Consider the following 21,161-nt stretch of genomic DNA (forward strand, 5'->3'; position numbering starts at 1 on the left):
GCGAAGAGCCGGTCACCGCTCCCCGGCGTCGAAACCAGACCTGCAGACGAACTTTGAGCCAGCCGACCAGGCTGCGTGACGATCCAATGTCACCCATCCGAGCAGCAGCCCCTGACTTCGGGCCGCGTTCAACGATCAGAGGCCAGGAGCAGGCTGCACCGGTCGCTTTGGGCAGTAGACCAAGCCCACCTAGCATTGACGTATGGGTACGTTCGAATTACCTGCTGGACGGTCGCGCCGGTCGGTCCTCGCGGGGCTGCTGACGGTCCCTTTCGCTGGGCTAGCGAACGGATGTGCACCAATCAGCAGGAACGACGACGAGACTCCGGATGCGCGGATCGCCCTCGTGTACCGCGGCCCGGCGGGGTGCGCAGGATGCTCGGAAACTCTTGCTGAGCGACTGTCGCAATCACCGCTTGGTATGGACGTTGCGTTTATCGGCCCGCATGAAGAATCCCCTCTCAAATCAAGTGCCCTTTCTGGAGTCGCTCTCTACGCTCAGCCCGGCGGTGGGGACGATATTCGTGCCGCTGCCCAGAGTTTTCCTGCGGATTTCATCCGCGGGGTGAGTGACTTTGTGGCTACCGGCGGTAGCTACCTCGGCATCTGCATGGGTGCATATCTCGCAGGGAGCGAGGGCTTCGGCTTTTTCAGTGAATCCGTCGAGGGGGAGGTGGGCGTTCCCGACTTCCCTGTGAAAGATAGTACGGATGATGTGGTGGCAGTCACGTGGGGCGACACGTTGCGATGGACCTACTTTCAAGAGGGCGCGCGGTTGCCTGGGGACGGCGCTGAGGCCTACGCCCACTACGAGACAGGCGACCTCGCCGCCGCGTGTTATCGGTTTGGCGATGGAAGTGTGGGCTTGATCGGCCCTCATCCGGAGGCGGACGCAACCTGGTTCGAGGACGCCGATCTCTTTGATCAAGACGGCGACGACTGGCGATATGCGCTCCCGCTCGTCAAACGGGTTCTCAGCTGACCGTCGGGACGGCCAAGTGCGACACAATTGGCCCAAGGGGGAGTAACAAAGCCCACTCTTGTCCTCCGAAGGCTCACTCCAGCTGCGAAACGCCGTGGAGTTTCGGTTTAACGTCTGACGTCATTGATGCGATGCGTTAAGCCTGCCACGCTGGTCGCGTGATCAGGTCCTTCGCCGACAAGGCGACTGAGCGGCTCTGGAATGGCGACAAGGTGCCATCGGTTGATCCCCGTGTCCAGAAGGCGGTCCTTCGAAAGCTGACGCAGATCCACGCCGCCCGCTTTCTCGACTCGCTGCGTGTGCCTCCCGGCAATCGGCTGGAGTCGCTGAAAGGCGACCGGTCGGGGCAGCACAGCATTCGAGTCGATGATCAGTGGCGGATCTGCTTCCCCCGGAGCGATGGAGGTGCTGAGGTTGTCGAACTCGTCGACTATCACTGACAAGCGGGATCCCATCCACCCCGGTGTGGTCCTCATGGAGGACTTCATCGAAGGCTTCGGGATCACGCAGCACAAGCTGGCTGTCTCCATCGGCGTCCCACCGCGGCGCATCAACCAGATTGTGCACGGCAAGCGGGCGATCACTGCTGACACAGCGCTGCGGCTTGGGCGGTACTTCGGTATCGACCTCCAGTTCTGGCTCAATCTGCAGGCTCACTTCGACCTTGAGCTCGCGCAGGACCGGGCGGCCGAGCAGATCGCAGCGATCACTCCACTCGAAGCAGCGTGACTCGGAAGCTCCCGACGGACCCCGATCGCCCTATTGCCGGGATCATCGTCCGGCAGTACCGGCCAGACGATGCCCACTCCACCCGCGACGTCTTCGACAGGGCGATCCGCGGCACTGCGGCGCGCTTCTACGATCCGGCGCAGATCGAGGCCTGGGGCCAGGGCGGCGACGTCGACCTGGCGTCATGGAATGAGCGCCGCGAGCGGGCATGGACGATCGTGGCCGAGTCGGAGGGCCGCATCGTCGGGTTCGCGGACCTTTGCGACGGCGGCCTTCTCGACATGCTGTTCGTCCACCCGGACGCTGGTGGGCGTGGGGTGGCGCGTGCTCTGGTCTCGGCGGTTCTCGATCATGCCCGGCGGAACGGAGTGCCCCAGGTGACCACGTATGCGAGCCGGGCCGCTCGGGCAGTCTTCGAGAGGCTCGGTTTCGTCGTCGATCGTGAGAACTCGGAGAATCAGGTGCGCGGTGTTTTCGTGCCCGACTGCGAGATGCACATCGATCTGACCGAGGACGAGGATCAACTCATAGTCGCGACACATCCGTCAGTGCCGGAATCCGATACGGCCCCGACCTTGAGTCCACGTTCGGGAGATGCGGCGACGACGGAGCCGTCAGACCTCTCAGCGCTGCGCGTGAAGGATCTGCTGCAGCTGGAGGCAGCCATCGTCTCCGAACTCCGAGGGAGGGGTCTGGTGCGCACCAACAACAAGCCGCTGGGTGACATCGCTGAGCAGATCGTGCTCGCGCGCGAGGTCCCAGCTGCCGATATCGAGGCTGCGACGAGATGTATCCCTCATATCAACGGTCGCCAGCCGACGCTCCGCCAGATCGAATCCCTGGGCGACGACGTGACCGAGGAGATGCGGGCTGCGTACGCGGCACTCGATGCAGTGGCCAGGGCGTGACAGCTGCGAACAGAGCGATCCATCAGGATTGAACGGCCTGGTTCAGGGCCCGCAGATCACCCTGGTACCGATTCCGAGGCTGTCGGTTCTAGCTGGTGTCGTCTCTCGGAAGATGCTTCCCACCCGCAGTCATCGCAGACTCCGGTGGTGTCGCCGATGCTGTGCACCGGGTGCAGGACAGACCACAGCTTGCGACGCTCGTAGAACCATCGTTCGACGTCTCCGGCGGCTTCCATAGCTTCGCCTTCCGAGGAGAAGCCGCCGGTGTATCCGGGGTGGATGTGCAGGGCGGGGCCGCCGTCGCCGCGGATGGCCTTGATGTATCCGGTCGTGAGCTCGTATCCGCGGATCCCGATCGTCGAGGTGATGCGGCGCAGCAGCGGCCTGTTCTCCATCGGCATGCGCTTGGCCGTCAGGGCTTCATCGAGGGACGCAGTGCGCTGACGCTGTTCGGGTGCCTCCGGGGTTCCGCCGAACGGGGTGCTGCGGGAACATGATGACCTCGGTTCCTCAGCCGTCGGCGCGGCCGTTTGCAGCAGAGGTGACGAGATCGCTCTTGCTCAGAGCCTGGCCGGCCTGAATGGCAGCGATCCACGCGTCAGTGTCAGCGACGGCGGCCCAGTTCGAGTGCAGCAGGGCCATGAGCGTCTCGTGCACCTGCTGGGCGGAGGCGCGGCCGGCGCCGTTGGCGATGTCGATCGCGCCGGTGGCGTCGGAGAGGACCTCGACGGCGAATCCGAGCGGCTCGGCGCCGACGGCCGAGCCGATGACGCAGTTGTTGGTCATGTAGCCGACCAGGGTGACGGTGTCGACGTCCTGCTCGCGCAGCCACTCCGCCAGTCCGGTCTGGGCGAAGACGCTGGAGAACTGCTTGCTGACGCGCTTGGCGGCCCGGTCCTCGAAGGCCGCGATCTCAGGGTGGTTCCCGACGGTGGCCGATCTGGAGGCGAAGATCGGAGCGCCCTCGGGCAGCTCGTGCTGCACCAGGACCACGGGGATGTCGGCGCTCTCAGCGGCCTCAATGGTCGACCGGATGCGAGCGAGCGACTGTTCGCGGGGCGGGTGCTGGATCGGCAGAAGGCCATCGAAGTACTCCTGCTGGGCGTCGATGACGATGAGGGCACGGCGAGGTGCGGTCATGACGGGCTCCTGTTCTGAAGATGCGCGCTCGTGTTTCCCGCCATCGTCGCAGACCCACGTCGCGGCCGTCTGCCAGTTCCCACAGATCAGTGCGCGGACCCGAGGTAGAGATCGGCGGCGTTGTCCCAGAACACGGCGGAGACCTGCTCCGGGCTCAGCGACTGCGCGATGCGCTCGAGGTCGTGGACGCCGCGGGCCAGGGTCTCCAGGTCGTCGAGGTCCGCGGAGCCGCCGCGCGCGATGTCGAACCGCACGGCTCGGACGCCGGCGTCGTGCAGAGCCCGGATGTCGTCGTCGGGTGTGTCGCTGGGGATCTGCGTGACCCCCGCGAATGTGGGGCCCAGCGCGGCCAGCGCGTCGATCAGATACCCCTGGTCGAAGGCCTGGAACGATCCGGACACGACCGCGCCGCCGGCGCGGCCTCAGCTGCTCCTCCGTGGCGTGCAGGGGCGCTGATGGGAGTGGCGTGATCCATCGGAGAGCATCCTTGCCCGCCCGCAGGGCCGGAGATGGCGAAACGGCAGGGGAGCGCTGAGGCTGCCCAACTCATCGTGCGAGTGCCCGAGGGCGCGGTCAAGAGTCGGCTCGAGCACCCCGGGAATACGTGACACGTCCACCAGGTTGACGGGGGCATGAAGGCATTCGGATTCCTCAGCTTCGGTCACTACGGCTCCGGGCGCGGCCCCGGCGATCCCGACGCGCGTCAGGTCCTCCACGACGCCGTCGAGATCGCCGAGGGTGCCGACGAGATGGGCGTCAACGGCGCGTACTTCCGCGTCCACCACTTCGCGCGGCAGGGTGCGGCTCCGGTGCCGCTGCTCAGTGCCATCGCCGCACGCACGCAGCGCATCGAGGTGGGCACCAGCGTCATCGACATGCGCTAGAGCATGTCGCGGTTGTGACACTCGTTCCGTAAGCTTGGTTGCATGGTCGAACTGGTAGCGCTGAGGAAGACGAACGAGGTGGCCGCGTACGTCCGCGCCTCCATGGACCGCAAGGGCGACCGCTGGACGGTCGATACGCAGCTGAGGAAGATCAGGGCGCTGGCCGAGGCCAAGGACTGGAACGTCGTCGAGGTCTACGAGGACAACGCCGTGTCGGCGACGAAGAAGCGCCGCGCTGGCACCCGCTGGGCCGAGATGCTGGACGACGCCCGCGCGGGCCGCTTCTCGATGGTGGTCGCCGTGGACATGGACCGGCTGCTGCGCAGCACGAAGGACCTCAACACCTTGATTGACCTGGGGCTGCGGGTCGTCACCGTGGACGGCGAGATCGACCTCTCGACGGCCGACGGTGAGTTCCGAGCGACGATGCTCGCGGCACTGGCCCGGTTCGAGGCCAGGCGTAAGGCGGAGCGTCAGATCAGGTCGAACGAGCGCCGACGCTTCGAGGGCATCCCGACGAGCGCCTGGAAGGCGTTCGGGTGGACGCGAGAGGGCGAGCTGATCCCGGTGGAGGCCGACGCCGTCCGGCGGGCCTTCGCCGCGTTCCTCGGCGAGCCGTCGCTGTCGATCCGGCGAATCCGCGAGGATCTGAACGGTGCCGGTCATCTCACCGCCCGCGGGTCGGAGTTCTCCGTCGATGCCGTGCGCTACCTCCTGGCGAACCCGCTCTACGCTGGCTACATCAAGCACTACGCGTCGGGCGAGCTGTACCCGGTGCAGGGCGACGCGTTCCCGCCCATCGTCGGCGAGCAAACGTGGCGGGCCGCGGTGGCGAAGCTGGAGGACAACGTGCGAAGGTCGGCGAGGCAGGGTAACCAGCCGAAGTACCTTCTGTCCACGATCGGGCTGTGCGGGAAGTGCGGCGCGACGCTCGTCTCCGGGACGAACAGTCGCAAGCAGCCGACGTACCGCTGCGGCGAGCAGTTCCATCTCACCCGCCAGCGCGAGCCCGTCGATGCGATGGTGACCGAGGCGGTGCTCACCCGCTTGTCCTCGGTGGATGTGCACAACCTCGTGATGCCGCAGGAGGACGATGGGCCAGATCACGAGGAGTTGCTGACGGAGCGGAACGCCCTGGTCGAGCGGGTGAAGGAGCTGAGCCCGCTGCTGCGTGACATCCATCAGCCGGTCCTGGAGATCACGGCGGCGATCAACGACGTGAAGGCCCGCATCGATGAGATCGACGCGGAGCTGCTCGACCGTTCGGTGTCGGTGGCGGCGAAGTTGCTCGCGGACGTGGACGAGCCGGTCGGCACCGCGGAGCGCCGCGAGGTGGTCGAGGCGAAGTGGAAGACGTTGGACGTGGACCGCCGCCGGATGCTCGTGGACGAGCTGGTGACGGTGACCATCGAGCCCATCGCGCCCGGTCACGTGAAGTTCGACCCCGACCTCATTCGTATAGAGCCGCGTCGCGACTGACACGCGAGTCGACTCGTCAGTGGACTGGTGAGTCGACTCGTGGGAGAATGGTTGCAGACAAGAAGATCCCACCGGGGGCCAGACTTTGAAGCTGGCGGTACTACTCCCGGATGAGTAGCCGGTCAAACAGCCCAATTACCATGGCGGGGAACCGGAAGCACACTCATGTTTGAGGACTTCCGATGTCTGTCGTTATCGACGCTCCCCGCGCATCTGCGCTGGACTGCCCTGGGCTCGACCAGGATTCGACCCCCGATCCGCAGGCTGATGGGCTCGATCCCGTCATCGCTGCCGCCCTCGCCGCCGGTCGCCGAGCTGGTGAGCGCCTGGCCCGCACGCCGCTGACTCCGCGCCAGCGGGCCGCGGTCGCCGCCGTGATGGGTGGTGATCGCTGATGAGCGCCAACTCCGCCGCCTTCGCCCACGTGAACGGCTTCCGCTGGCGTGTGGGCGACCCCACCCTCGCCGACAGCGAAGCGCACCTCTACGACCTCGGCGTGCTCCGCTCCGTGCTGGAGGAGGCCGTCGAGATGGCCGTCGCCGATGCCCGCGCCGACGGGGTGACCTGGGCCAAGATCGGCGACGCCCTCGGCGTCACGCATCAGGCCGTCATCAAGCGTTACCGCAAGGGTGGTGCCCGATGAACGCCGCCGAACGCACCAGCGCCACCGCTCCCGCTGACCTGACCAGCCCGACCGATGGGCCTGGCCTGGCATCCGCCGGAGGCGGGCTGCCCGTCGTCGTGATGCCCGTCCTCATCCGTGCTCCGCACTCCAAGAGTTCTGGAAGCCTCATCCGTTCCTACGGGCGCGGCAAGGGCTTGTCGATTGCCGCGCCATGCAACAACATGCCTGGTCAGCTGCCGGTTTCGCCTTCGCTCCACCGCGTGACCCCGCAGGATCATTTGGGGGTCAATAGGGGGTCATTTAAGGCGCCGCACGCTCCTTCCGACGTCCTGGGCGGTGGTCGCCGTGGCTAAGCAGGAGAACAACCCGACGAGCATCGGGCTCACGCAGTACCTCGATCCGTCGTACTGGACCTGGGCCGCCGAGGACGCGAACGGGGCCGCGCTGCTCCAGCAGGGAGCCGGGGCGATCCTCGCCTACGTGGTGCAGCGGCTCGAGGCGATCGGCTGTGAGGTCGTCGAGGCCTACGGCATCGTGCACGATAAGGACGAGCGCGAGGTCTGGAGCGACACCGAGAAGACCCTCGTGGTCGAGCCGAAGCCGGATCACCTGCACGCGGTGATCAAGTTCGCCAGCCGCGCGAAGAGCGCGCCTCTGGATCGGCTCGCGTTTGGCATCGGCGTCGAACCGCAGTACGTCGAGAAGCCCGGTCGCGGGCGGTACGCCTTCGACAACATGCTCTCGTACCTGACGCACGTGAAGTACGCGGACAAGCACCAGTACGCGCCTTCGGAGGTCGCCACGGTGCGCGGGCCGGACTACCTCGGCATCGACGCCCAGCGCCGGGAGACGTGGCTCAAGGGTCGCGCCCACGTGAAGAAGAAGGTCGTCGCCGAGAACTTCGAGGACATGCGCGAGCGCGTGCTCCAGGGCGAGATCACGCGCGATCAGATCATGCTTACCGATGAACTGTTCGACATCTACTCGCGGCATCAGCGGGAGATCGACGATGCCCTGTCCGCCTACGGTCAACGCCGCGCGTACCGGGCGGCGGCGAAGCTCCGCGCCGGTGAGTTCTCGACGCACGTGGTATTCGTGCACGGGGATGCCGGTATCGGCAAGACCCGGTTCGCCACGGACTTCATCACCGAGGCGATCAACGCGGCGAACGCCCACGGCGAGCGGTGGCAGGTCTACCGGGCCGCCACGGGGAACCCCCTCGATGACTGGCGCGGGGAGGAAGTGCTGCTGCTCGACGATCTGCGCGCCTCGGCGATGGACGCGAACGACTGGCTGCTGCTGCTCGATCCGTATAACGCCTCGCCTGCGAAGGCTCGGTACAAGAACAAGGGCGAGGTGGCTCCGCGCCTCATCGTGATTACGGCGACGATCGAGCCGGTCGAGTTCTTCTACTACGCCCGCCAGAAGGGCAACGTGGACGAGGCGCTGGACCAGTTCATCCGCCGCCTGGCCTCGGTCGTGAAGGTCTACCGTGCCGACGAGATCAACCGCTACCTCGTGCAGCACATCGGAAGGATCGAGCCCTACGAGTGGCATCAGTGCAGCGTTCCGGCCGCCGCGCACACGCCCGGCATGTACGGGAACGCGTACCACCGGAACGCCGGGTCACGGGAACTGACCTACGGTCCGGAGACCTCGGCCGACCACGACGCGGACGGCGCGGTCGCGGAGCTGCTGAGCGGGCTCGCCGTGCGGAGTCCGGACGTGCCGCTGGCACTGATCGGAGGTGCCGCATGAGCACCGAACTGGACGCGCTCTTCCAGGGGGTCGAGGGGGCCGGAGGCCCCTCGCAAGCAGGCATGGAGGACACGAGCGTCAGCGATGTGTCTGACATGCCTACTGCTTGCCACTCTGGCGTACAGGTGGAGCAGCAGACCGACTCCCAGGTGAACACGGGTCGGGCTGATGCGGAGGCTGTGCGGCAGAGTCACGGCGGCGCGAAGCGTCGTCGTGGGGGCCGCGCGAAGCTCGATACCGACTTCGGAGAGGCCACGCTCGCGGCGCTTCGCACTCGTGCGAAGCGGCTCGGGCTGGCTCCGAGCACGTGGGTGCGGGCCGTCGTGCGCGATGCCCTCCACGCCTCTCGGAGCGAGGAGCTGGACGCCGCCGTGGCCGCGCACCTGCTCGGCGTCGAGGCGCGCGCGCAGGTGTCGGCGGACGCGCGCGAGCTGGCCGCGCAGATCCGCCCGCTGGCGATCAACGTCAACGACCTGGACCACCGAGCACGTGCCGGTGAGGCGGTGGCGCTGTCGTCGGAGGTGCCCGAGCTGATCGAGCTGCTGCGCGAGGTCCGCGCCCTGCTCGGTGATCGGACGGCGTCATGAGCACGACGCACTACAGCCCGAGCGCCAGCGCCGCCGACACGGAGCGCTATATCCGGGGCAAGGAGGACGAGCGGGGCGTCGCGATCACGTGCGATGTGCCGGGAGGCCCCGGCGCGTTCTCGGCGCGCGCTCGGGCGCTCACGCAGAACACGACGCGCGAGGTCGAGGCGCTGCACTACCGCCAGTCGTTCAGCGACGAGGAGTTCGACCCGAAGAACCCCGAACACGTGCGGCGGGTGAACGACCTGGGCTACCAGCTCGCCAAGAAGATGCACCCGGATTCCGACTGCCTCGTCGTCAGTCATGTGGATGGGCGGGGAAAGAAGCCGCACAACCATATTTTGGTTCTCAATCACAACAACCGCACGGGAAAGGCGCTCTCGGACTATCGCACGTTCCACGACCGCAAGGCCGGGAATCAGAAGGGCGTGCAGTCGGCGAACGACGAGCTGATGCGCGAGCACGGGCTCTCGGTCGTGAAGCGGCTGGAGCACGCGCCGAAGGACTGGGAGCTGCGCCGCGAAGACTTCGCCGAGGGGTCGCTCGACCGCGAGATGGGCGACCGGATGAGTGCGGCGCTGGCCGATCCCCGCGCGGTGGACAAGGCCGGTCTGGTCTCGGTGATCGAGGAGCAGAACCAGCAGCTCGGTGATGACGGGGATCGGGTGCCACGGATGCGGCTGCACAGCCCCGTCAGCAAGAAGGGCAAACGCGCCGGGCAGGAGACCTGGACGCTCTACATCGAGGACCGCCGCGGCGAGTCCGGGCGTGCCGAGCGCCGCAAGCGCACGAGCGCACTCTCGGCGGACTTCACCCCGGAGGGCGCGCAGGCGTTCTTCGACTACCACCAGCAGCAGAAGGAGCAGGAACATGAGCGCAGCACTCGACAGGCTGAAGCAGCAGAACGGGCCCGTGCAGTCGCCGCAACCGCTCGGCAGTCCGGAGACGATGGAGCTGTTGACCTCAATCCTCGCCGCCGTCGAGGCGCAGAATACGAGGATCGCCACGCTGACCGAGCAGCAGAAGAAGCTCGCGGGGTTCGTGAAGGTGGACAGCGAGGAGCAGGAGAAGCAGCTCTCCGCGATCTCGCATCAGCTGACCTCAACGTCGCCGCCGCCGGAGTCGAACGAGAACAGCGAACTGCTCGCCGGAATCGCGTCCACTCTCGCGGGTATGAGCGTGAACCTCAACGGGGAGAGTCTGAAGGGCTCAGCCTCTAAGTCCGAGGCTGCCGCCAAGCATCTCGATGAGAGCCGGGCTAAGTTCGAGCGGGCCGCGAACGGTGCGCAGAAGGCCTGGCGGGAGTCGATCACCCAAGCCAGCGCCGAGGCGACGAGCGCGATCAGCACGGCCCGGGATCAGGCTGTGCAGTCGATCGAGAGGGCCGCTGCCGACGCCGGGGCCGTGGCAACAGCCAAGATTGACGCCGCGAACGAGCGGGCCGAAAAGATCATCGCCACAACGGCGAAGCTGGAGGCCCGTCAGCTTTGGTCTGTCGCCGCGTCGATGTGCCTCGCGCTGCTGCCGGTCGCAGTGATCGTCGCGGGTGTTTGGATGGCCGTCGCCGGGCTTATCACGGGCGCTCAGTGGGCCCTCGACGTGGACGGGAGCGTGTGGCTCGGGATCGGTCGCTGGCTCGTGGTCTCCATGGGCCTCGCCGGGGCCGGCTACGGACTCTTCGCGTCCGTCCGCTGGGTCGCCGGTCTCGTGGAGACCTGGAAGGGCCGCGGGATGCCGAGGTGGCCCCGTTGGCGGTGATGGCTGGATCCGATCGAGCTACCGGTTCCGATCAGCAGTCGAAGGATTTTCGCAGCAGCCAGTCCTGCGGCCTCGGTGCCGCCGCCGTAGCCTGACGAGCATCCCGGCCGTGACGGCCATCGCGACGGCGATCCCGGCACCGATGATCCAGGGATTGCCGAGGAGCCCTCCGACGCCTGCGAGTGCTCCGCCCGCCGCGATGAGCGGCAGGCCGCAGCAGAGCAGCAACGGAAGCGCGCAGCATGCCAGTAGGAGCAGCCCGGTCCCTGCGGCGACGATGGGACCGGCGCGCCGTTCGTCGCGGTCGTGATCGGCGCTCATCGTCTGCACCTCTTCCGGATGAGATCTCCCCGATTGCATGCGTTGCCGTTCATGCGCAGCACGAGAGCAGTGACGGGTCGGTGGTGAAGGACTTCGCGGCGATCCGGATGCCTTCGGTCATGGTCAGGTAGGGGGCCCAGGCGTCGGCGACTTCGGCGATGGTCTTGCCGAGCACGTGGACGCCTGCGGCGGCGAGTTCCCCGGCGTCCTTGGCGACGGCGGTGAGGCCGAGGATCTCGCTCGTATCGGCGTTCACGACGATCTTGATGAACCCGCGGGTGTCGCGGTTGATCACCGCCCGGGGCACATACTCCAGGGGCAGCACGCGGCAGTCGCAGCGGATCCCAGCGGCGACGACCTCCTTCTCGGTCATCCCGACCGCGCCGATCGCCGGTCCGGTGAACGTCACCCGCGGCAGATGGGAGTAGTCGACGGACCGGTCGGCGTCGGCGAACGCGTTCTCGGCGACGAGGGTGCCGTGGTGGGCCGCGACGTAGACGAACTCCGGGTGCCCGGTCACGTCGCCCGCGGCCCAGATCCGCGGGTTCGACGACTGCAGATGGTCGGAGACGACCACCTCGCCGGAGTCCCCGGTCTTCACCCCGACCGCATCGAGGTTCAAGCCGTCGGTGACGGGACGGCGTCCGAGGGCGACGAGCACCTGGTCGGCGCGGAACTCCTGCGAGCCGCCGGACACGTCCGCGGTAACCACGACCTGCCCGGTCGCCGCGTCCCGGGACACCCGGGTCGGCACCGCGCGGCGGACCACCCGGATGCCCTCGTCGGCGAACACCTCCTGCAGTGTCCGGGACACCTCCGGCTCCTCCTTCGACGCGAGCCGGGACCGCACCAGCACGGTGACCTGGGAGCCGAGGCGGGCGAACAGCTGCGCCTGCTCCAGGGCAACGTAGCCGCCGCCGAGCACCAGCATCGACTCGGGGACCTCGGTCAGGTCCATCGCCGTGGTCGAGGTCAGGTACCCGGCCTCGTCCAGGCCGTCGATCGGCGGAGCCCACGGCCGCGCACCGGTGGCGACCAGGTAGTGCTCGGCCTCGATCGTCTCGACCGCTCCGTCTGCGGCGGTGACCTCCAACACCGGCGCGTCCGGGGTGCCCGCGAACCCGGCGTCTCCCCGCCGGACGTGCCACCCGTATGAATCGGCGACGTCGGCGTACTTCTCGCCCCGCATCGTCTCGACCAACGCCTGCTTCCCGGCGATCAGCGCGGGCATGTCCACTGGGCCTGCCGTCGTCGCGATCCCCGGGAACCGGTCGGCGGCGTCGGCGGCGACGTGCCGTGCATCGGCGGCGGCGATGAGGGCCTTCGACGGCACGCAGCCCGTGTTCACGCAGGTGCCGCCGAGCGTGCCACGCTCGATCATCACCACCGACTTCCCGAGCATGGTCGCGCGAATCGCGGCGGCGAACGCTCCGCCGCCCGATCCGATGATGGCGAGATCGTACTTCGTAGGCATCGCTGCTCCCGTCAAGGCTTGGACTTCTGTTCCGTTTCAGCCATACTGGACCTTCCAGTGCAGGGGAAGGTCAAGCGTGGCCCCTGCCGAATGATCGGAGGCCGCAATGCGCATCGGAGAACTCGCCGAACGCGCGGGCACCACCTCGAAGACGCTCCGGTTCTACGAAGAGCAGGGACTGCTGCCCCCGGCCGACCGGACGCCATCCGGGTACCGCGACTACGCGCCCGACGCCGTCGCCCGGATCGACTTCGTTCACCGTGGCCAGGCCGCAGGCCTCACCCTCGCCCAGATCCGCCAAATCCTCGACATCCGCGACAGCGGCCACGCGCCCTGCGAGCACGTGCGAGACCTCCTCGACGCGCGCCTGGCCGAGATCGAGCAGCAGATCGCCCAGCTCACCGCCCTGCACGGCACCATCGCCGACCTCCGGCACGACGCCGCGCACCCGGACCCCGACACATGCAGCCCAGACCAGGTCTGCCGGTACCTGTAGAGGGACGCGGACCGAGAAAACGAGAGCCATAACACGAACATGCGCTACGAGAACCCCCTCTATCTGGCCGAGGAGCTGGGGGCGCTGGATCTGCTCAGCGATCAGCGCCTGGCCATCGGCATCAGCCGCGGATCGCCCGAGCCGGCGCTGCGCGGCTGGGAGGCCTTCGGCTACACCGGTTCCACCGACCCGCGCGGTGCAGATATCGCCCGCCCCAAGTTCGATCAGCTGATGTCGGCCGTGCGAGGGGAGACGATGGTCGACGCCGATCCCGCCCAGCACGGACGGGGCATGCGGCTGCGCGTCGAGCCGCATTCGCCGGGTCTGGACGAGCGGATCTGGTGGGGTGCCGGCAGCCGCGAGACGGCCGAGTGGGCCGGGCACGAGGGTGTGAACCTCATGAGTTCGACCCTGCTCACCGAGGCCACCGGCGCCGCCTTCTCGGACCTCCAGGCCGAGCAGCTGCAGCAGTACCGGGAGGCGTGGAAGGCCGCAGGCCACAGCCGGACTCCGCGCACGAGCGTGAGCCGCAGCATCTTCCCGATCGTCACCGCCGAGGACCAGGCGCTGTACGGGCAGCTGCAGCGCGAGGGCCAGGACCAGATCGGCATCATCGACGGCTTCCGCAGCACCTTCGGCAAGTCCTACGTCGGCGAGCCGGACCGGCTGGTCGAGCAGCTCAAGGCCGACGCCGCCGTCATGGAGTCGGACACCCTGATGCTCACGATCCCCGCCCACATGGGTCCGGAGCTGAACCTCAACCTGCTGGGCAGCTTCGCCGAGCACGTGGCTCCGGAGCTCGGCTGGGAGCCGAACGCCCAGGGCCCGGTCACCGGGTACCCGATCGGCTGATCGGTCCCCGGCCGCACCCGTCGTTGACGCCGCCGATGCTCGAGGCCCTGGCGAGGGCGAATGACGTGCCGGATGAGAGCCTCCTCGAGCTCTATCGCCTGGCTGTGTCGGAGGGGGCTGAGAAGTTCCCGGTCGTCGGCGCTCAGGGGCCGTTCTGGGGCATCGAGTCGGTGGATGTCCGAGTGCTCCAGGACCAGGACGCCGCGCTGGTCCGAGAGGTCGAGGAGGGGCGGACTCGTCCGGAGTGAGGTCTGCGTCGCGGAGGGGTGCCCGTTGAAGCGCTCAGGCAGCCTTCTCCAACGAGAGCAGCGCCGTCTTGGCCTCCAGTCCGCCGATGTATCCGCCCAGGCCGCCGTCGGAGCGCAGCACGCGGTGGCAGGGCAGCACGACCGGCAGCGGGTTGGTCGCGCACGCCGTGCCGACCGCGCGGACCGCCCGGGGGCTGCCGACGAGCTCGGCGATCTCCTTGTAGGACCGGGTGCGCCCGTAGTCGATGCCCGGCAGACTGGTCTGGACGCTGCGGCGGAACCCCGAGGACAGAGCGAAGTCCAGCGGCACATCGAAGCTGTGACGGCGGCCCGCGAAGTACTCGTCGAGCTCCACCGCCGCAGCATCCAGGCGGTGCGGCGCCTCCAGCACCCGCGGACTGATCCGCTTCGCGAGCGACTCCAGCACGGCGTCGAAGCCCTCGCGCTCGAAGGCCACACGCACCAGCCCCGTCTCGGTCGCTGCCAGCAGCAGCGGACCCACGGGGGTCTCCAGGGTGCGATAGGCGACGTCGACCAGCCCCCGCTCGCCGGCCTGCGCCGACAGGCGCGATCGCAGATCCGCCACCGCAGAGGACTCGATCGGGAACAGCGTGTCCCGCTCGGTCGCGAGGTCGTCGCCGGGGCAGGGCGTCGGGGTCTTCTCGGTCATCGGGAGGCTCCTCTCGTGGGGTGGTCCGCGCCCATGCCGTGACGCAGGTTCTTGAGGCCGTCGGAGGCCGCTCGGCGCACCGCTTCTGCGCTGCCGCCGATGATCCGTGCGGTCTCAGCATGAGGAAGGCCGCCGAGGTAGTGATAGGCGATCGCCAGGCGCTGCCGCTGCGGCAGTGCGGCCACGGCCGTCCACACCTCGCGCCCGTCGTCGCCGGGCAGCTCCTGTGAGGCGCCTCGCTCGGGGAGCGCGTCGGTGGGGATCGCCTGCCGCCCGCGGACCCGGGTGATGTCGATCGCCTTGCGGTGGGCCACCCGCACCAGCCAGGCTTCCACGTTCGTGTCCTGGGGCAGCTCGGGCCATGCCTGCAGCGCGGCCAGGAATGTCTCGGACCAGGCGTCGTCGGAGTCGGGGCCTGGCCCGAGCACGGCGCGGCAGACCCGCAGCACGGTCTCGCCGTGCCGCTGGACTGCTTGATCGAAGGGCTGATTCATCGTCATCGCCCTGAAGACGCGCGGGATGGGTGAGATGTGAGGTCCGGAGCGAGAAGATTCTGCGAACGCCCGTGCGCGGTCAGAGCCATGTGCCCCCGGTGGGGCGCCACTGCTCGATCACGCGCTCGGCATCCAGCGGGTCTGGCCTGTCGAGGTGGGAGAAGCGCACAGCGACGATCGTCATGAAGGCAGTCAAGCAGATCTGCGGCGGTCCCCATCGGGACTCTGCGCGGCCTCGCGAAGCGGCCGGGCCAGCAGCTCTGGAGACGAGGAGCGTCACCTCAGTCCAGGTCGGTCCCTGTGAGCTGGACCGCCTTGTCCCACAGCCGCCGCGCCAGCTGCGGATCGGCGGCCTCGGGGGAGCGACCCAGCAGGGTCGGGGCGCCGCGCAGCGCCTTGAGCGCCCAGCCGGGGTGGGCCAGCATCACGGGGATCCCGCGCGGGGCGAGCCGGCGGTTGAGCTCCAGGCCCCACAGCATGTCCGGGAACTTGGAGCGCCCGTAGGCCCGGAAGGGGCGCCTGCCGCGGGTCTTCGTCATGCGCTCGGACTGATCGGGCAGGTCCAGAGGAGCCAGACGATCCTTCATGGGCTCAGTATGGCGGTGATCCAGTGCCCACCGGGCCTGTGCCGACTTTGCTCGCCACAGCATCGCGATCCAACGGAGAATCTCGTCATAACGGGCCTGATCATCGGCGCCGGCGGGAAGGAATCAGCTCAGCTTGCGCGCCCTGCGCCACTCCAGCGCGGCGATGACCACGACCAGCAGCAGCCACAGCACAGTCCACGGCCGCAGCTGCCCGTCGATCAGGCTGAGCACGCCGGTGAGCAGCGCGAGCCCGGCCACGCCGGTCATCAGCCAGGCCCGGCGTCGAGCCGCCACTGCCCGATTCGGCGCGAACCGCTGCGCGTAGGCCTCCGCCGCCCCGAACTCCTCGGCAGGCGAGGTGCCGGCCTCCTGGGCATGGGATCGCGCCTCGGCCAGGATCTCCTTCACCCGCGAATCCGTGAGGTCCCCGCGGCTGCGCAGTGCAGCGCCCAGGGCGTCGTACCAGGAGGCGTCGTCGTGAGGCGCTGCGGTCCTGGCGGGCCGCGCGGGCCAGGCCAGTGCGGTGGCCCAGGCGAGCAGCGCAAAGGCGACGACCGCGCCCAGGAAGCCCAGCATGGCCGTGCCGGGAAGCGTCACGGGATTGCCGAGCGCGAAGACGCCCACGCTCAGCGCTATGCCGGGAAGCGCTGCGGCCACCGCGGCCAGGACTCCGGCGGTGTGCGATCGAGCCGCCGTCACCGCGGTGTGGACGGCTGCGATCGTCCGCGACGTCAGCGCCAGAGCAAGCGGTGCCAGCAGGAAGGACAGCTTCAGGGGGTCGGCCCAGGACCAGGTGATCAGCTCGTAGAGCAGGAACAGGCCGGCGTAGAAGCTCGCGATGATCAGCGTCTCGACCGCGAAGTTGCGCGGGCTGGTCGTCGGCGGCGCCTTCAGGGCCATGCCCTGCTCGCGCCAGGCCGCCTCCTGCCCCCGCGCCCAGGTCAGCGGGTCGCCGAAGAGCTCCTGCGCAGGCTCCTGTGCCGCGGCCACCTGCTCGGCGACCTCGTCGAGGGCCTCGACGATGCGACGCTCCAGCACCTCCTCCATCAGCAGCCGACCACCTGCGGTCAGCGCCCAGTCCTGATCCTCCTCAGCACCGCGGGCGGTGCCCACTCTGTCGACGGCGGCCTGGAAATCGCTCTGCGCGGTCATCGTGCGTCCTGCTGAGAGTGAGCTGCGAGAGAAGAGGGCTCGAGCGCTGCGACCAGGCGATGCCAGTCGTCGCGCTCCCGGGACAGGCGCTCTCGTCCGACGTCGGTGAGGCGGTAGGTGCGCCGCCCGGGGCCGCTGTCGCCCTGGGACCACGACGCCGCTATGGCGCCCTGCTGCTCGAGGCTGTTCAGCAGCGGATAGAGCGAGCCGCCCTTGGGGCGGCCGAGCCCGCGTTCGGCGAGCCGTTCGGCGATCGCATATCCATGCAGCGGCTCCTCGGCCAGCACCGCCAGCAGGGCGGTGCCCATGGCGGCGCGCACCCAGGGGGTCGGCCACAGTGGATCGGCGTCTGTCATGTATCTAAGTATGATCCGTACCTAGAGAGGTGTCGAGTGCGACGGCGGCATGGAGATGACGTCGCTCGTTGATGCGTCCTGCCGACGGGGCCCCGCAGTCGGCCGCTCAGCGCACTCCGCTCAGCAGATGGGCGAACTGCTCGCCGGCCAGCCAGAGACCCATGAGGATCATGGCCGCGCCCGTGATGCGGGTGACGATATCGGCGGGGCCGTCGCGTCCGACCAGCAGCCTCTGAGATGCCGCGGCGAGACCGACATAGAAGATCGCGCCCAGGCCGGTCCATGTCAGTCCGAGCGCTCCGAGCTGAACCCACAGGGGCCATGCCGCGGTCGTCGAGACGAACTGGGGGAGGAAGGCGACGAACAGGACCAGCGACTTGGCATTGAGCGTGCTCACGGCGACGCCCTGGCGCAGGACCTTCCGGCCCGGGGCGGCGGCCGTCACCGGCGCGCTGGGGACGATCTCGAGCGCACCCGTCGAGGCATCGGGTGCGGCCGGGCGCGGCGCGCGCAGGATGCGGATCCCCAGGAAGGCCAGGTACCCCGCTCCGGCCAGGGTCACCGTGATCAGCGCTGCGGGAACGGCGGCGATGAGCGGGCCCAGTCCGGTGGCTACCACGAGGGAGAGGATCACGTAGCCGATCGTCAGCCCGGCGACCGGAGGGACGATCCGGGGCTGGCGTGCACCGGTGGCGAGCATGAAGGCCCAGTCCGGTCCGGGAAGCAGCAGCAGCGCTCCCGTCGCGGCGATGAAAGCGAGCCACAGTCCCATATCCATTGCGGCCTCCTCGGGCGGCGTCGGTCGTCGTTGACGAGGGACAGCGTAGGAAGAAGTCCGCGACAGCCGATGCCAAATTCAGCCCGGACGAACCGCTGAAATGGCAAGATCCTGCTATGGATTCCGTGGATCGCGCCATCATCGACCAGCTGCAGGCGAATGCGAGCCTGACCAACACCGAGCTGGCGGATCGGGTGGGGCTCACGCCGTCGCCCTGCCTGCGCCGGGTGCGCCGTCTGGAGGAGGGGGGCGTGATCCTGGGATATCACGCGCGGATCTCGCCCGAGGCGCTCGGACGGCAGTTCCAGGTCTACGTCGAATTCGAGCTCGCCGACCAGCGCCAGTCCACGATCGAGCAGTTCGAGGTCGCACTCGTGGCCTATGACGAGGTCATCGAGGCCCGGCGGATGTTCGGCGCCCCGGATATCGAGGCGCTCGTCGCGGTGGCGGACCTGCCCAGCTTCGAGCGCTTCAGCACCGAGCATCTCAGCGCCCTGCCGGGGCTGGGGCGGATGCAGTCGCGCTTCGCCATGAAGGTCATCAAGGAGCGGCACCCGGCCTGATGCGGGCTCGCGATCGATGCCGGAGGCCGCGCGGCGGCCGCCCGTGATGTCCTGTGTCTCGAGGGGCGCCTCAGTTGGCGCTGACCGCCTCAGGGCGACGAGCCGCCACTCGGAGCAGGCCGGCCAGCGCCAGGGCGGCGATGCCAGCACCCCACAGCGAAGCCCCGGCAGCCGGCTCCGCCACGACCATGCCGCCGGTGGGTCGGCCCTGGGCGTCCATGCCGTCCCAGAGCGCAAACGGCGCGGTGTCGATCATGTGCCAGAGGACGACGCCCCACACCGCCGCGACGATCAGCGCCGCAAGGGCCCACCGGCGCGAGCGGCCGATCCAGGCACTGAGCGCGCACAGGATCACGGCCGCACCGAGCGCGGCGAACAGCGGCCAGTCCGCCTTCAGCCCGCTCTCGGTGCCGCCTAAGGCGGTCTGGATCATGGAGATGCCGTCCTTGTCCCGTGAATCGAGGACGGGCGTGGTGAGGCTCAGGACCCACAGTGCGGCGCTGAGCAGCGATAGCACTCGCGAGGCCAGGACCACGGTCGTCAGCCTCGAAGAGCCCGCTCAAGCGGGATGCTGCCGTCCTGCCAAGGGGTCAGCACCCACACGAGCGCGTAGGCGCCCACGCCCAGCACAGGCAGCAGGAACGAGGCGAGCAGCAGCGCGCGGACCACCCACACGTTGATCCCGAGCCGCGCGGCGATCGCGCCGCCGATGCCTCCGGCGAGCCGCTGCGGTCCGCGTCGGAAGCCGAGGCCGCGCACTGAATCGAAGATCGTGTTCATGGAGCCAACGCTACTCGGCGCGTGGCGACGCACGGCATGCGTCAGCGGCCCGAGCTCGCCAGAGGCTGATCCGGTCTGGCGAGCCTCAGCCCTGGGGCCGTCCAGGGAGGTGCGCCTGCTCGCCGTCGTGATCGAAGATCGTGAGGACCTCGGCCGGCCCGCGGTGGGCTTCGAGCGCGTGCGGGGTCATGGTGGAGAACTCCGCGGCCTGCCCCGGGGAGACGCCCTTCGGGCGGCAGATCCCCACGAACCCGCAGGGGATGACACCGATCCCGGGGATCTGGAGCGCAGGCAACGCCAGCCAGCCCATGACCATGGTGGTCTCGGCCGCCGCAGCCGGGCTCATGGCAGGCGCGGGGGTCCACGGCGAGCTGGCCATGACCGATCTGGCCCGTGCGGTGGACGGCGGCAGCGCCCGGCAGTGAACTGCGGGGCGGCTGCATTCCACCGGAACTGTCAGGACGCGCCGAATTATGCTGAGGCTCCCAGCGCCGACCGGCGGCGCATCCAGCGCAGGGGACACCCATGGCACTGCAGGAGATCGAGTTCGCGTCGGCCAATGGTCGCGACACCATCCAGGCATGGCTGCACACGCCGATCGCCGAGCCCAAGGCGATCGTGCAGATCGTCCACGGCCTCGGCGAGCACTCGCGGCGCTACCTCCACCTCATCAGCGCGCTGCTGGACGAGGGGTTCGCGGTGGCGGCGGGCGATCACAGCGGGCATGGTCGCACGGCCATGCGGTCCGGGATCTGGGCGGATGCCGGCGACGACGCCGCCCGTGTGGTCGTCGACGACGAGCTGGCGCTGCTGGCCAGGGTGCGGCAGGAGCTGCCCGGGGTCCCGGTGGCCGTGTTCGGGCACAGCTGGGGCTCGATGATCGCCCGCGTCCTGGCCGCGCAGCCGGATGTCGAGCTGGCCGGATTGGCGTTGGGCGGCATCGCGGCGCAGATGCGCGGCATCGAGTCGACGCTCGACCGGGACATGCTCGCCCGCCTGTCCGCCGGAGAGGGCCGTGCCGAGCCGGCGCCGGATCTTCTGGTGGGACAGCTCTTCGACGGCTTCCTGGCCCGCTTCGGCCAGGACGCGGGACCCACGGCCTGGGTGGCCCTGGACGCCGACGTGGTGGCCGACCACGGCCGCGACCCCTTCAACAACTTCGGGGCGCCCTTGAGCGCACGGTTCCTCAAGGGGTTCGTGGACCTCTACGACCAGGCGAACGACGACTCCTTCTACGCCGCTCTGCCCGTGGATCTGCCGGTGCTGATCCTGGCGGGGGAGCAGGATCCTGTCGCCAACTTCGGCGAAGGCGCGTTCCACGTGGCCAATCGACTGCGGGACAGCGGCCATAACGACGTCCGCACCCGCGTCTTCCCCGAAGTCCGCCACGAGGTGCACAACGAGCCGCTGACTCGCGCCGAGGCCGAAGAGGAGATCCTCGGCTTCATCGCCCGAGTCACCGCGCGGAGCTGAAGGGCCGGGGGCCTCATGGCCGAGCCCGCTCCGGAAGAGGCTCCGGGGCGGGCTCGGTGCAGGAGCT

29 protein-coding genes and 2 pseudogenes are annotated in these 21,161 nt (G+C 68.7%); 18 read left to right on the forward strand and 13 right to left on the reverse strand.

The features are described from left to right. Positions 1-202: 202 nt before the first annotated feature. From QSJ40_RS04400 to QSJ40_RS04415, 4 genes are all read left to right on the forward strand, one after another. Positions 203-982: a BPL-N domain-containing protein gene (locus QSJ40_RS04400; protein ID WP_352156052.1), complete on the forward strand. Its 780-nt coding sequence runs from the start codon at positions 203-205 to the stop codon at positions 980-982. A 158-nt stretch (positions 983-1,140) separates the two neighbouring features. Next, positions 1,141-1,422, forward strand: coding sequence for a type II toxin-antitoxin system RelE/ParE family toxin (locus tag QSJ40_RS04405; protein ID WP_206389864.1), 282 nt, complete (start codon positions 1,141-1,143; stop codon positions 1,420-1,422). After that, positions 1,382-1,711, forward strand: a complete 330-nt coding sequence (locus tag QSJ40_RS04410) for a HigA family addiction module antitoxin (RefSeq protein WP_285729120.1) — start codon at positions 1,382-1,384, stop codon at positions 1,709-1,711. The genes QSJ40_RS04405 and QSJ40_RS04410 overlap by 41 nt, the downstream gene beginning before the upstream one ends. Further along, positions 1,708-2,619, forward strand: a complete 912-nt coding sequence (locus tag QSJ40_RS04415; RefSeq protein ID WP_285729123.1) for a GNAT family N-acetyltransferase — start codon at positions 1,708-1,710, stop codon at positions 2,617-2,619. Before QSJ40_RS04410 ends, QSJ40_RS04415 begins: the two co-directional genes overlap by 4 nt. 56 nt (positions 2,620-2,675) lie before the next feature. On the opposite strand, the gene QSJ40_RS04420 is transcribed toward QSJ40_RS04415, so the two are convergent. From QSJ40_RS04420 to QSJ40_RS04430, 3 genes and pseudogenes are all read right to left on the reverse strand, one after another. Next, a complete protein-coding gene (locus QSJ40_RS04420) occupies positions 2,676-3,014 on the reverse strand; it encodes a hypothetical protein (RefSeq protein ID WP_285729125.1) in 339 nt (112 codons plus the stop codon). A gap of 115 nt (positions 3,015-3,129) precedes the next feature. Beyond that, positions 3,130-3,759, reverse strand: coding sequence for an isochorismatase family protein (locus QSJ40_RS04425; protein ID WP_053446994.1), 630 nt, complete (start codon positions 3,757-3,759; stop codon positions 3,130-3,132). Between the two features lie 176 nt (positions 3,760-3,935). Next, positions 3,936-4,181: pseudogene (locus tag QSJ40_RS04430) on the reverse strand (amidohydrolase family protein); the annotation flags it as partial. 210 nt (positions 4,182-4,391) lie between these two features. On the opposite strand from QSJ40_RS04430, the gene QSJ40_RS04435 reads away from it, so the two are divergent. From QSJ40_RS04435 to QSJ40_RS04470, 8 genes and pseudogenes are all read left to right on the forward strand, one after another. Next, on the forward strand, positions 4,392-4,643 hold the full coding sequence (locus tag QSJ40_RS04435; RefSeq protein WP_285729131.1) for an LLM class flavin-dependent oxidoreductase: 252 nt from the start codon (positions 4,392-4,394) through the stop codon (positions 4,641-4,643). Between the two features lie 42 nt (positions 4,644-4,685). Continuing rightward, entirely contained in the window at positions 4,686-6,122 is a 1,437-nt protein-coding gene (locus QSJ40_RS04440) for a recombinase family protein (RefSeq protein ID WP_126855856.1), read from the forward strand. 182 nt (positions 6,123-6,304) lie between these two features. Then, positions 6,305-6,517: a hypothetical protein gene (locus tag QSJ40_RS04445; protein WP_053446998.1), complete on the forward strand. Its 213-nt coding sequence runs from the start codon at positions 6,305-6,307 to the stop codon at positions 6,515-6,517. Further along, positions 6,517-6,765 (forward strand): helix-turn-helix domain-containing protein, encoded by a 249-nt coding sequence (locus QSJ40_RS04450; RefSeq protein ID WP_035123395.1) that lies wholly within the window; start codon positions 6,517-6,519, stop codon positions 6,763-6,765. The genes QSJ40_RS04445 and QSJ40_RS04450 overlap by 1 nt, the downstream gene beginning before the upstream one ends. Before the next feature lie 318 nt (positions 6,766-7,083). Further along, positions 7,084-8,505 (forward strand): Rep family protein, encoded by a 1,422-nt coding sequence (locus QSJ40_RS04455; protein ID WP_053446999.1) that lies wholly within the window; start codon positions 7,084-7,086, stop codon positions 8,503-8,505. Further along, positions 8,502-9,092, forward strand: a complete 591-nt coding sequence (locus QSJ40_RS04460; protein ID WP_035123391.1) for a hypothetical protein — start codon at positions 8,502-8,504, stop codon at positions 9,090-9,092. The genes QSJ40_RS04455 and QSJ40_RS04460 overlap by 4 nt, the downstream gene beginning before the upstream one ends. After that, positions 9,089-9,550 (forward strand): annotated as a pseudogene (locus QSJ40_RS12875) (relaxase/mobilization nuclease domain-containing protein); the annotation flags it as partial. The gene QSJ40_RS04460 and the pseudogene QSJ40_RS12875, both read left to right, overlap by 4 nt. Before the next feature lie 412 nt (positions 9,551-9,962). Beyond that, entirely contained in the window at positions 9,963-10,850 is an 888-nt protein-coding gene (locus QSJ40_RS04470; RefSeq protein ID WP_038989747.1) for an ABC-2 transporter permease, read from the forward strand. An 18-nt stretch (positions 10,851-10,868) separates the two neighbouring features. On the opposite strand, the gene merT is transcribed toward QSJ40_RS04470, so the two are convergent. Together merT and merA are read right to left on the reverse strand one after the other, a co-directional pair. Beyond that, positions 10,869-11,210 carry a mercuric ion transporter MerT gene (gene merT, locus QSJ40_RS12880; RefSeq protein WP_131797935.1) on the reverse strand — a complete coding sequence of 114 codons (342 nt, stop codon included), beginning with the start codon at positions 11,208-11,210 and terminating at the stop codon, positions 10,869-10,871. A gap of 10 nt (positions 11,211-11,220) precedes the next feature. Next, the gene (gene merA, locus QSJ40_RS04475; protein ID WP_061225165.1) at positions 11,221-12,645 is read right to left on the reverse strand and encodes a mercury(II) reductase; all 1,425 of its coding nucleotides are present in this window, start codon (positions 12,643-12,645) and stop codon (positions 11,221-11,223) included. Between the two features lie 106 nt (positions 12,646-12,751). Between merA and QSJ40_RS04480 the strand changes: the two genes are divergently transcribed. The 3 genes from QSJ40_RS04480 (at position 12,752) to QSJ40_RS04490 (ending at position 14,241) form a co-directional block, all read left to right on the forward strand. Next, positions 12,752-13,141, forward strand: coding sequence for a heavy metal-responsive transcriptional regulator (locus tag QSJ40_RS04480; protein ID WP_042529932.1), 390 nt, complete (start codon positions 12,752-12,754; stop codon positions 13,139-13,141). A 39-nt stretch (positions 13,142-13,180) separates the two neighbouring features. Then, positions 13,181-13,993, forward strand: coding sequence for an LLM class flavin-dependent oxidoreductase (locus QSJ40_RS04485; protein WP_285729160.1), 813 nt, complete (start codon positions 13,181-13,183; stop codon positions 13,991-13,993). Between the two features lie 65 nt (positions 13,994-14,058). Further along, entirely contained in the window at positions 14,059-14,241 is a 183-nt protein-coding gene (locus tag QSJ40_RS04490) for a hypothetical protein (protein ID WP_206389870.1), read from the forward strand. A 34-nt stretch (positions 14,242-14,275) separates the two neighbouring features. Here the strand turns inward: QSJ40_RS04490 and QSJ40_RS04495 are convergent, their stop codons facing one another. The 6 genes from QSJ40_RS04495 to QSJ40_RS04520 all read right to left on the reverse strand — a co-directional run bounded on the left by QSJ40_RS04495 (position 14,276) and on the right by QSJ40_RS04520 (position 18,278). After that, positions 14,276-14,911 carry a methylated-DNA--[protein]-cysteine S-methyltransferase gene (locus QSJ40_RS04495; protein WP_285729163.1) on the reverse strand — a complete coding sequence of 212 codons (636 nt, stop codon included), beginning with the start codon at positions 14,909-14,911 and terminating at the stop codon, positions 14,276-14,278. Further along, positions 14,908-15,405 carry an RNA polymerase sigma factor gene (locus tag QSJ40_RS04500; protein WP_285729166.1) on the reverse strand — a complete coding sequence of 166 codons (498 nt, stop codon included), beginning with the start codon at positions 15,403-15,405 and terminating at the stop codon, positions 14,908-14,910. The genes QSJ40_RS04495 and QSJ40_RS04500 overlap by 4 nt, the downstream gene beginning before the upstream one ends. A 281-nt stretch (positions 15,406-15,686) precedes the next feature. Further along, positions 15,687-15,992 (reverse strand): Rossmann-fold NAD(P)-binding domain-containing protein, encoded by a 306-nt coding sequence (locus QSJ40_RS04505; protein ID WP_285729168.1) that lies wholly within the window; start codon positions 15,990-15,992, stop codon positions 15,687-15,689. Between the two features lie 123 nt (positions 15,993-16,115). After that, positions 16,116-17,144 carry a hypothetical protein gene (locus QSJ40_RS04510; protein WP_285729170.1) on the reverse strand — a complete coding sequence of 343 codons (1,029 nt, stop codon included), beginning with the start codon at positions 17,142-17,144 and terminating at the stop codon, positions 16,116-16,118. Further along, positions 17,141-17,500 (reverse strand): PadR family transcriptional regulator, encoded by a 360-nt coding sequence (locus QSJ40_RS04515; RefSeq protein WP_285729177.1) that lies wholly within the window; start codon positions 17,498-17,500, stop codon positions 17,141-17,143. Before QSJ40_RS04515 ends, QSJ40_RS04510 begins: the two co-directional genes overlap by 4 nt. Before the next feature lie 106 nt (positions 17,501-17,606). Continuing rightward, entirely contained in the window at positions 17,607-18,278 is a 672-nt protein-coding gene (locus QSJ40_RS04520; protein ID WP_285729179.1) for a LysE family translocator, read from the reverse strand. Between the two features lie 116 nt (positions 18,279-18,394). On the opposite strand from QSJ40_RS04520, the gene QSJ40_RS04525 reads away from it, so the two are divergent. Continuing rightward, positions 18,395-18,841, forward strand: coding sequence for an Lrp/AsnC family transcriptional regulator (locus QSJ40_RS04525; RefSeq protein ID WP_024290990.1), 447 nt, complete (start codon positions 18,395-18,397; stop codon positions 18,839-18,841). Between the two features lie 70 nt (positions 18,842-18,911). Here the strand turns inward: QSJ40_RS04525 and QSJ40_RS04530 are convergent, their stop codons facing one another. Both QSJ40_RS04530 and QSJ40_RS04535 read right to left on the reverse strand, forming a co-directional pair. Continuing rightward, complete coding sequence (locus QSJ40_RS04530) at positions 18,912-19,376, reverse strand: hypothetical protein (RefSeq protein WP_053447008.1); 465 nt, start codon at positions 19,374-19,376, stop codon at positions 18,912-18,914. A 5-nt stretch (positions 19,377-19,381) separates the two neighbouring features. Continuing rightward, complete coding sequence (locus QSJ40_RS04535) at positions 19,382-19,621, reverse strand: PspC domain-containing protein (protein WP_006215424.1); 240 nt, start codon at positions 19,619-19,621, stop codon at positions 19,382-19,384. Between the two features lie 188 nt (positions 19,622-19,809). On the opposite strand from QSJ40_RS04535, the gene QSJ40_RS04545 reads away from it, so the two are divergent. Both QSJ40_RS04545 and QSJ40_RS04550 read left to right on the forward strand, forming a co-directional pair. After that, positions 19,810-20,046 carry a hypothetical protein gene (locus QSJ40_RS04545; protein ID WP_162138730.1) on the forward strand — a complete coding sequence of 79 codons (237 nt, stop codon included), beginning with the start codon at positions 19,810-19,812 and terminating at the stop codon, positions 20,044-20,046. A 100-nt stretch (positions 20,047-20,146) separates the two neighbouring features. Beyond that, positions 20,147-21,094 carry an alpha/beta fold hydrolase gene (locus tag QSJ40_RS04550; protein WP_204782857.1) on the forward strand — a complete coding sequence of 316 codons (948 nt, stop codon included), beginning with the start codon at positions 20,147-20,149 and terminating at the stop codon, positions 21,092-21,094. Positions 21,095-21,161: the final 67 nt, after the last annotated feature.

Origin of the sequence: Kocuria sp. NBRC 114282, assembly GCF_030268385.1 — a bacterium.
GTDB lineage: Bacteria > Actinomycetota > Actinomycetes > Actinomycetales > Micrococcaceae > Kocuria > Kocuria palustris.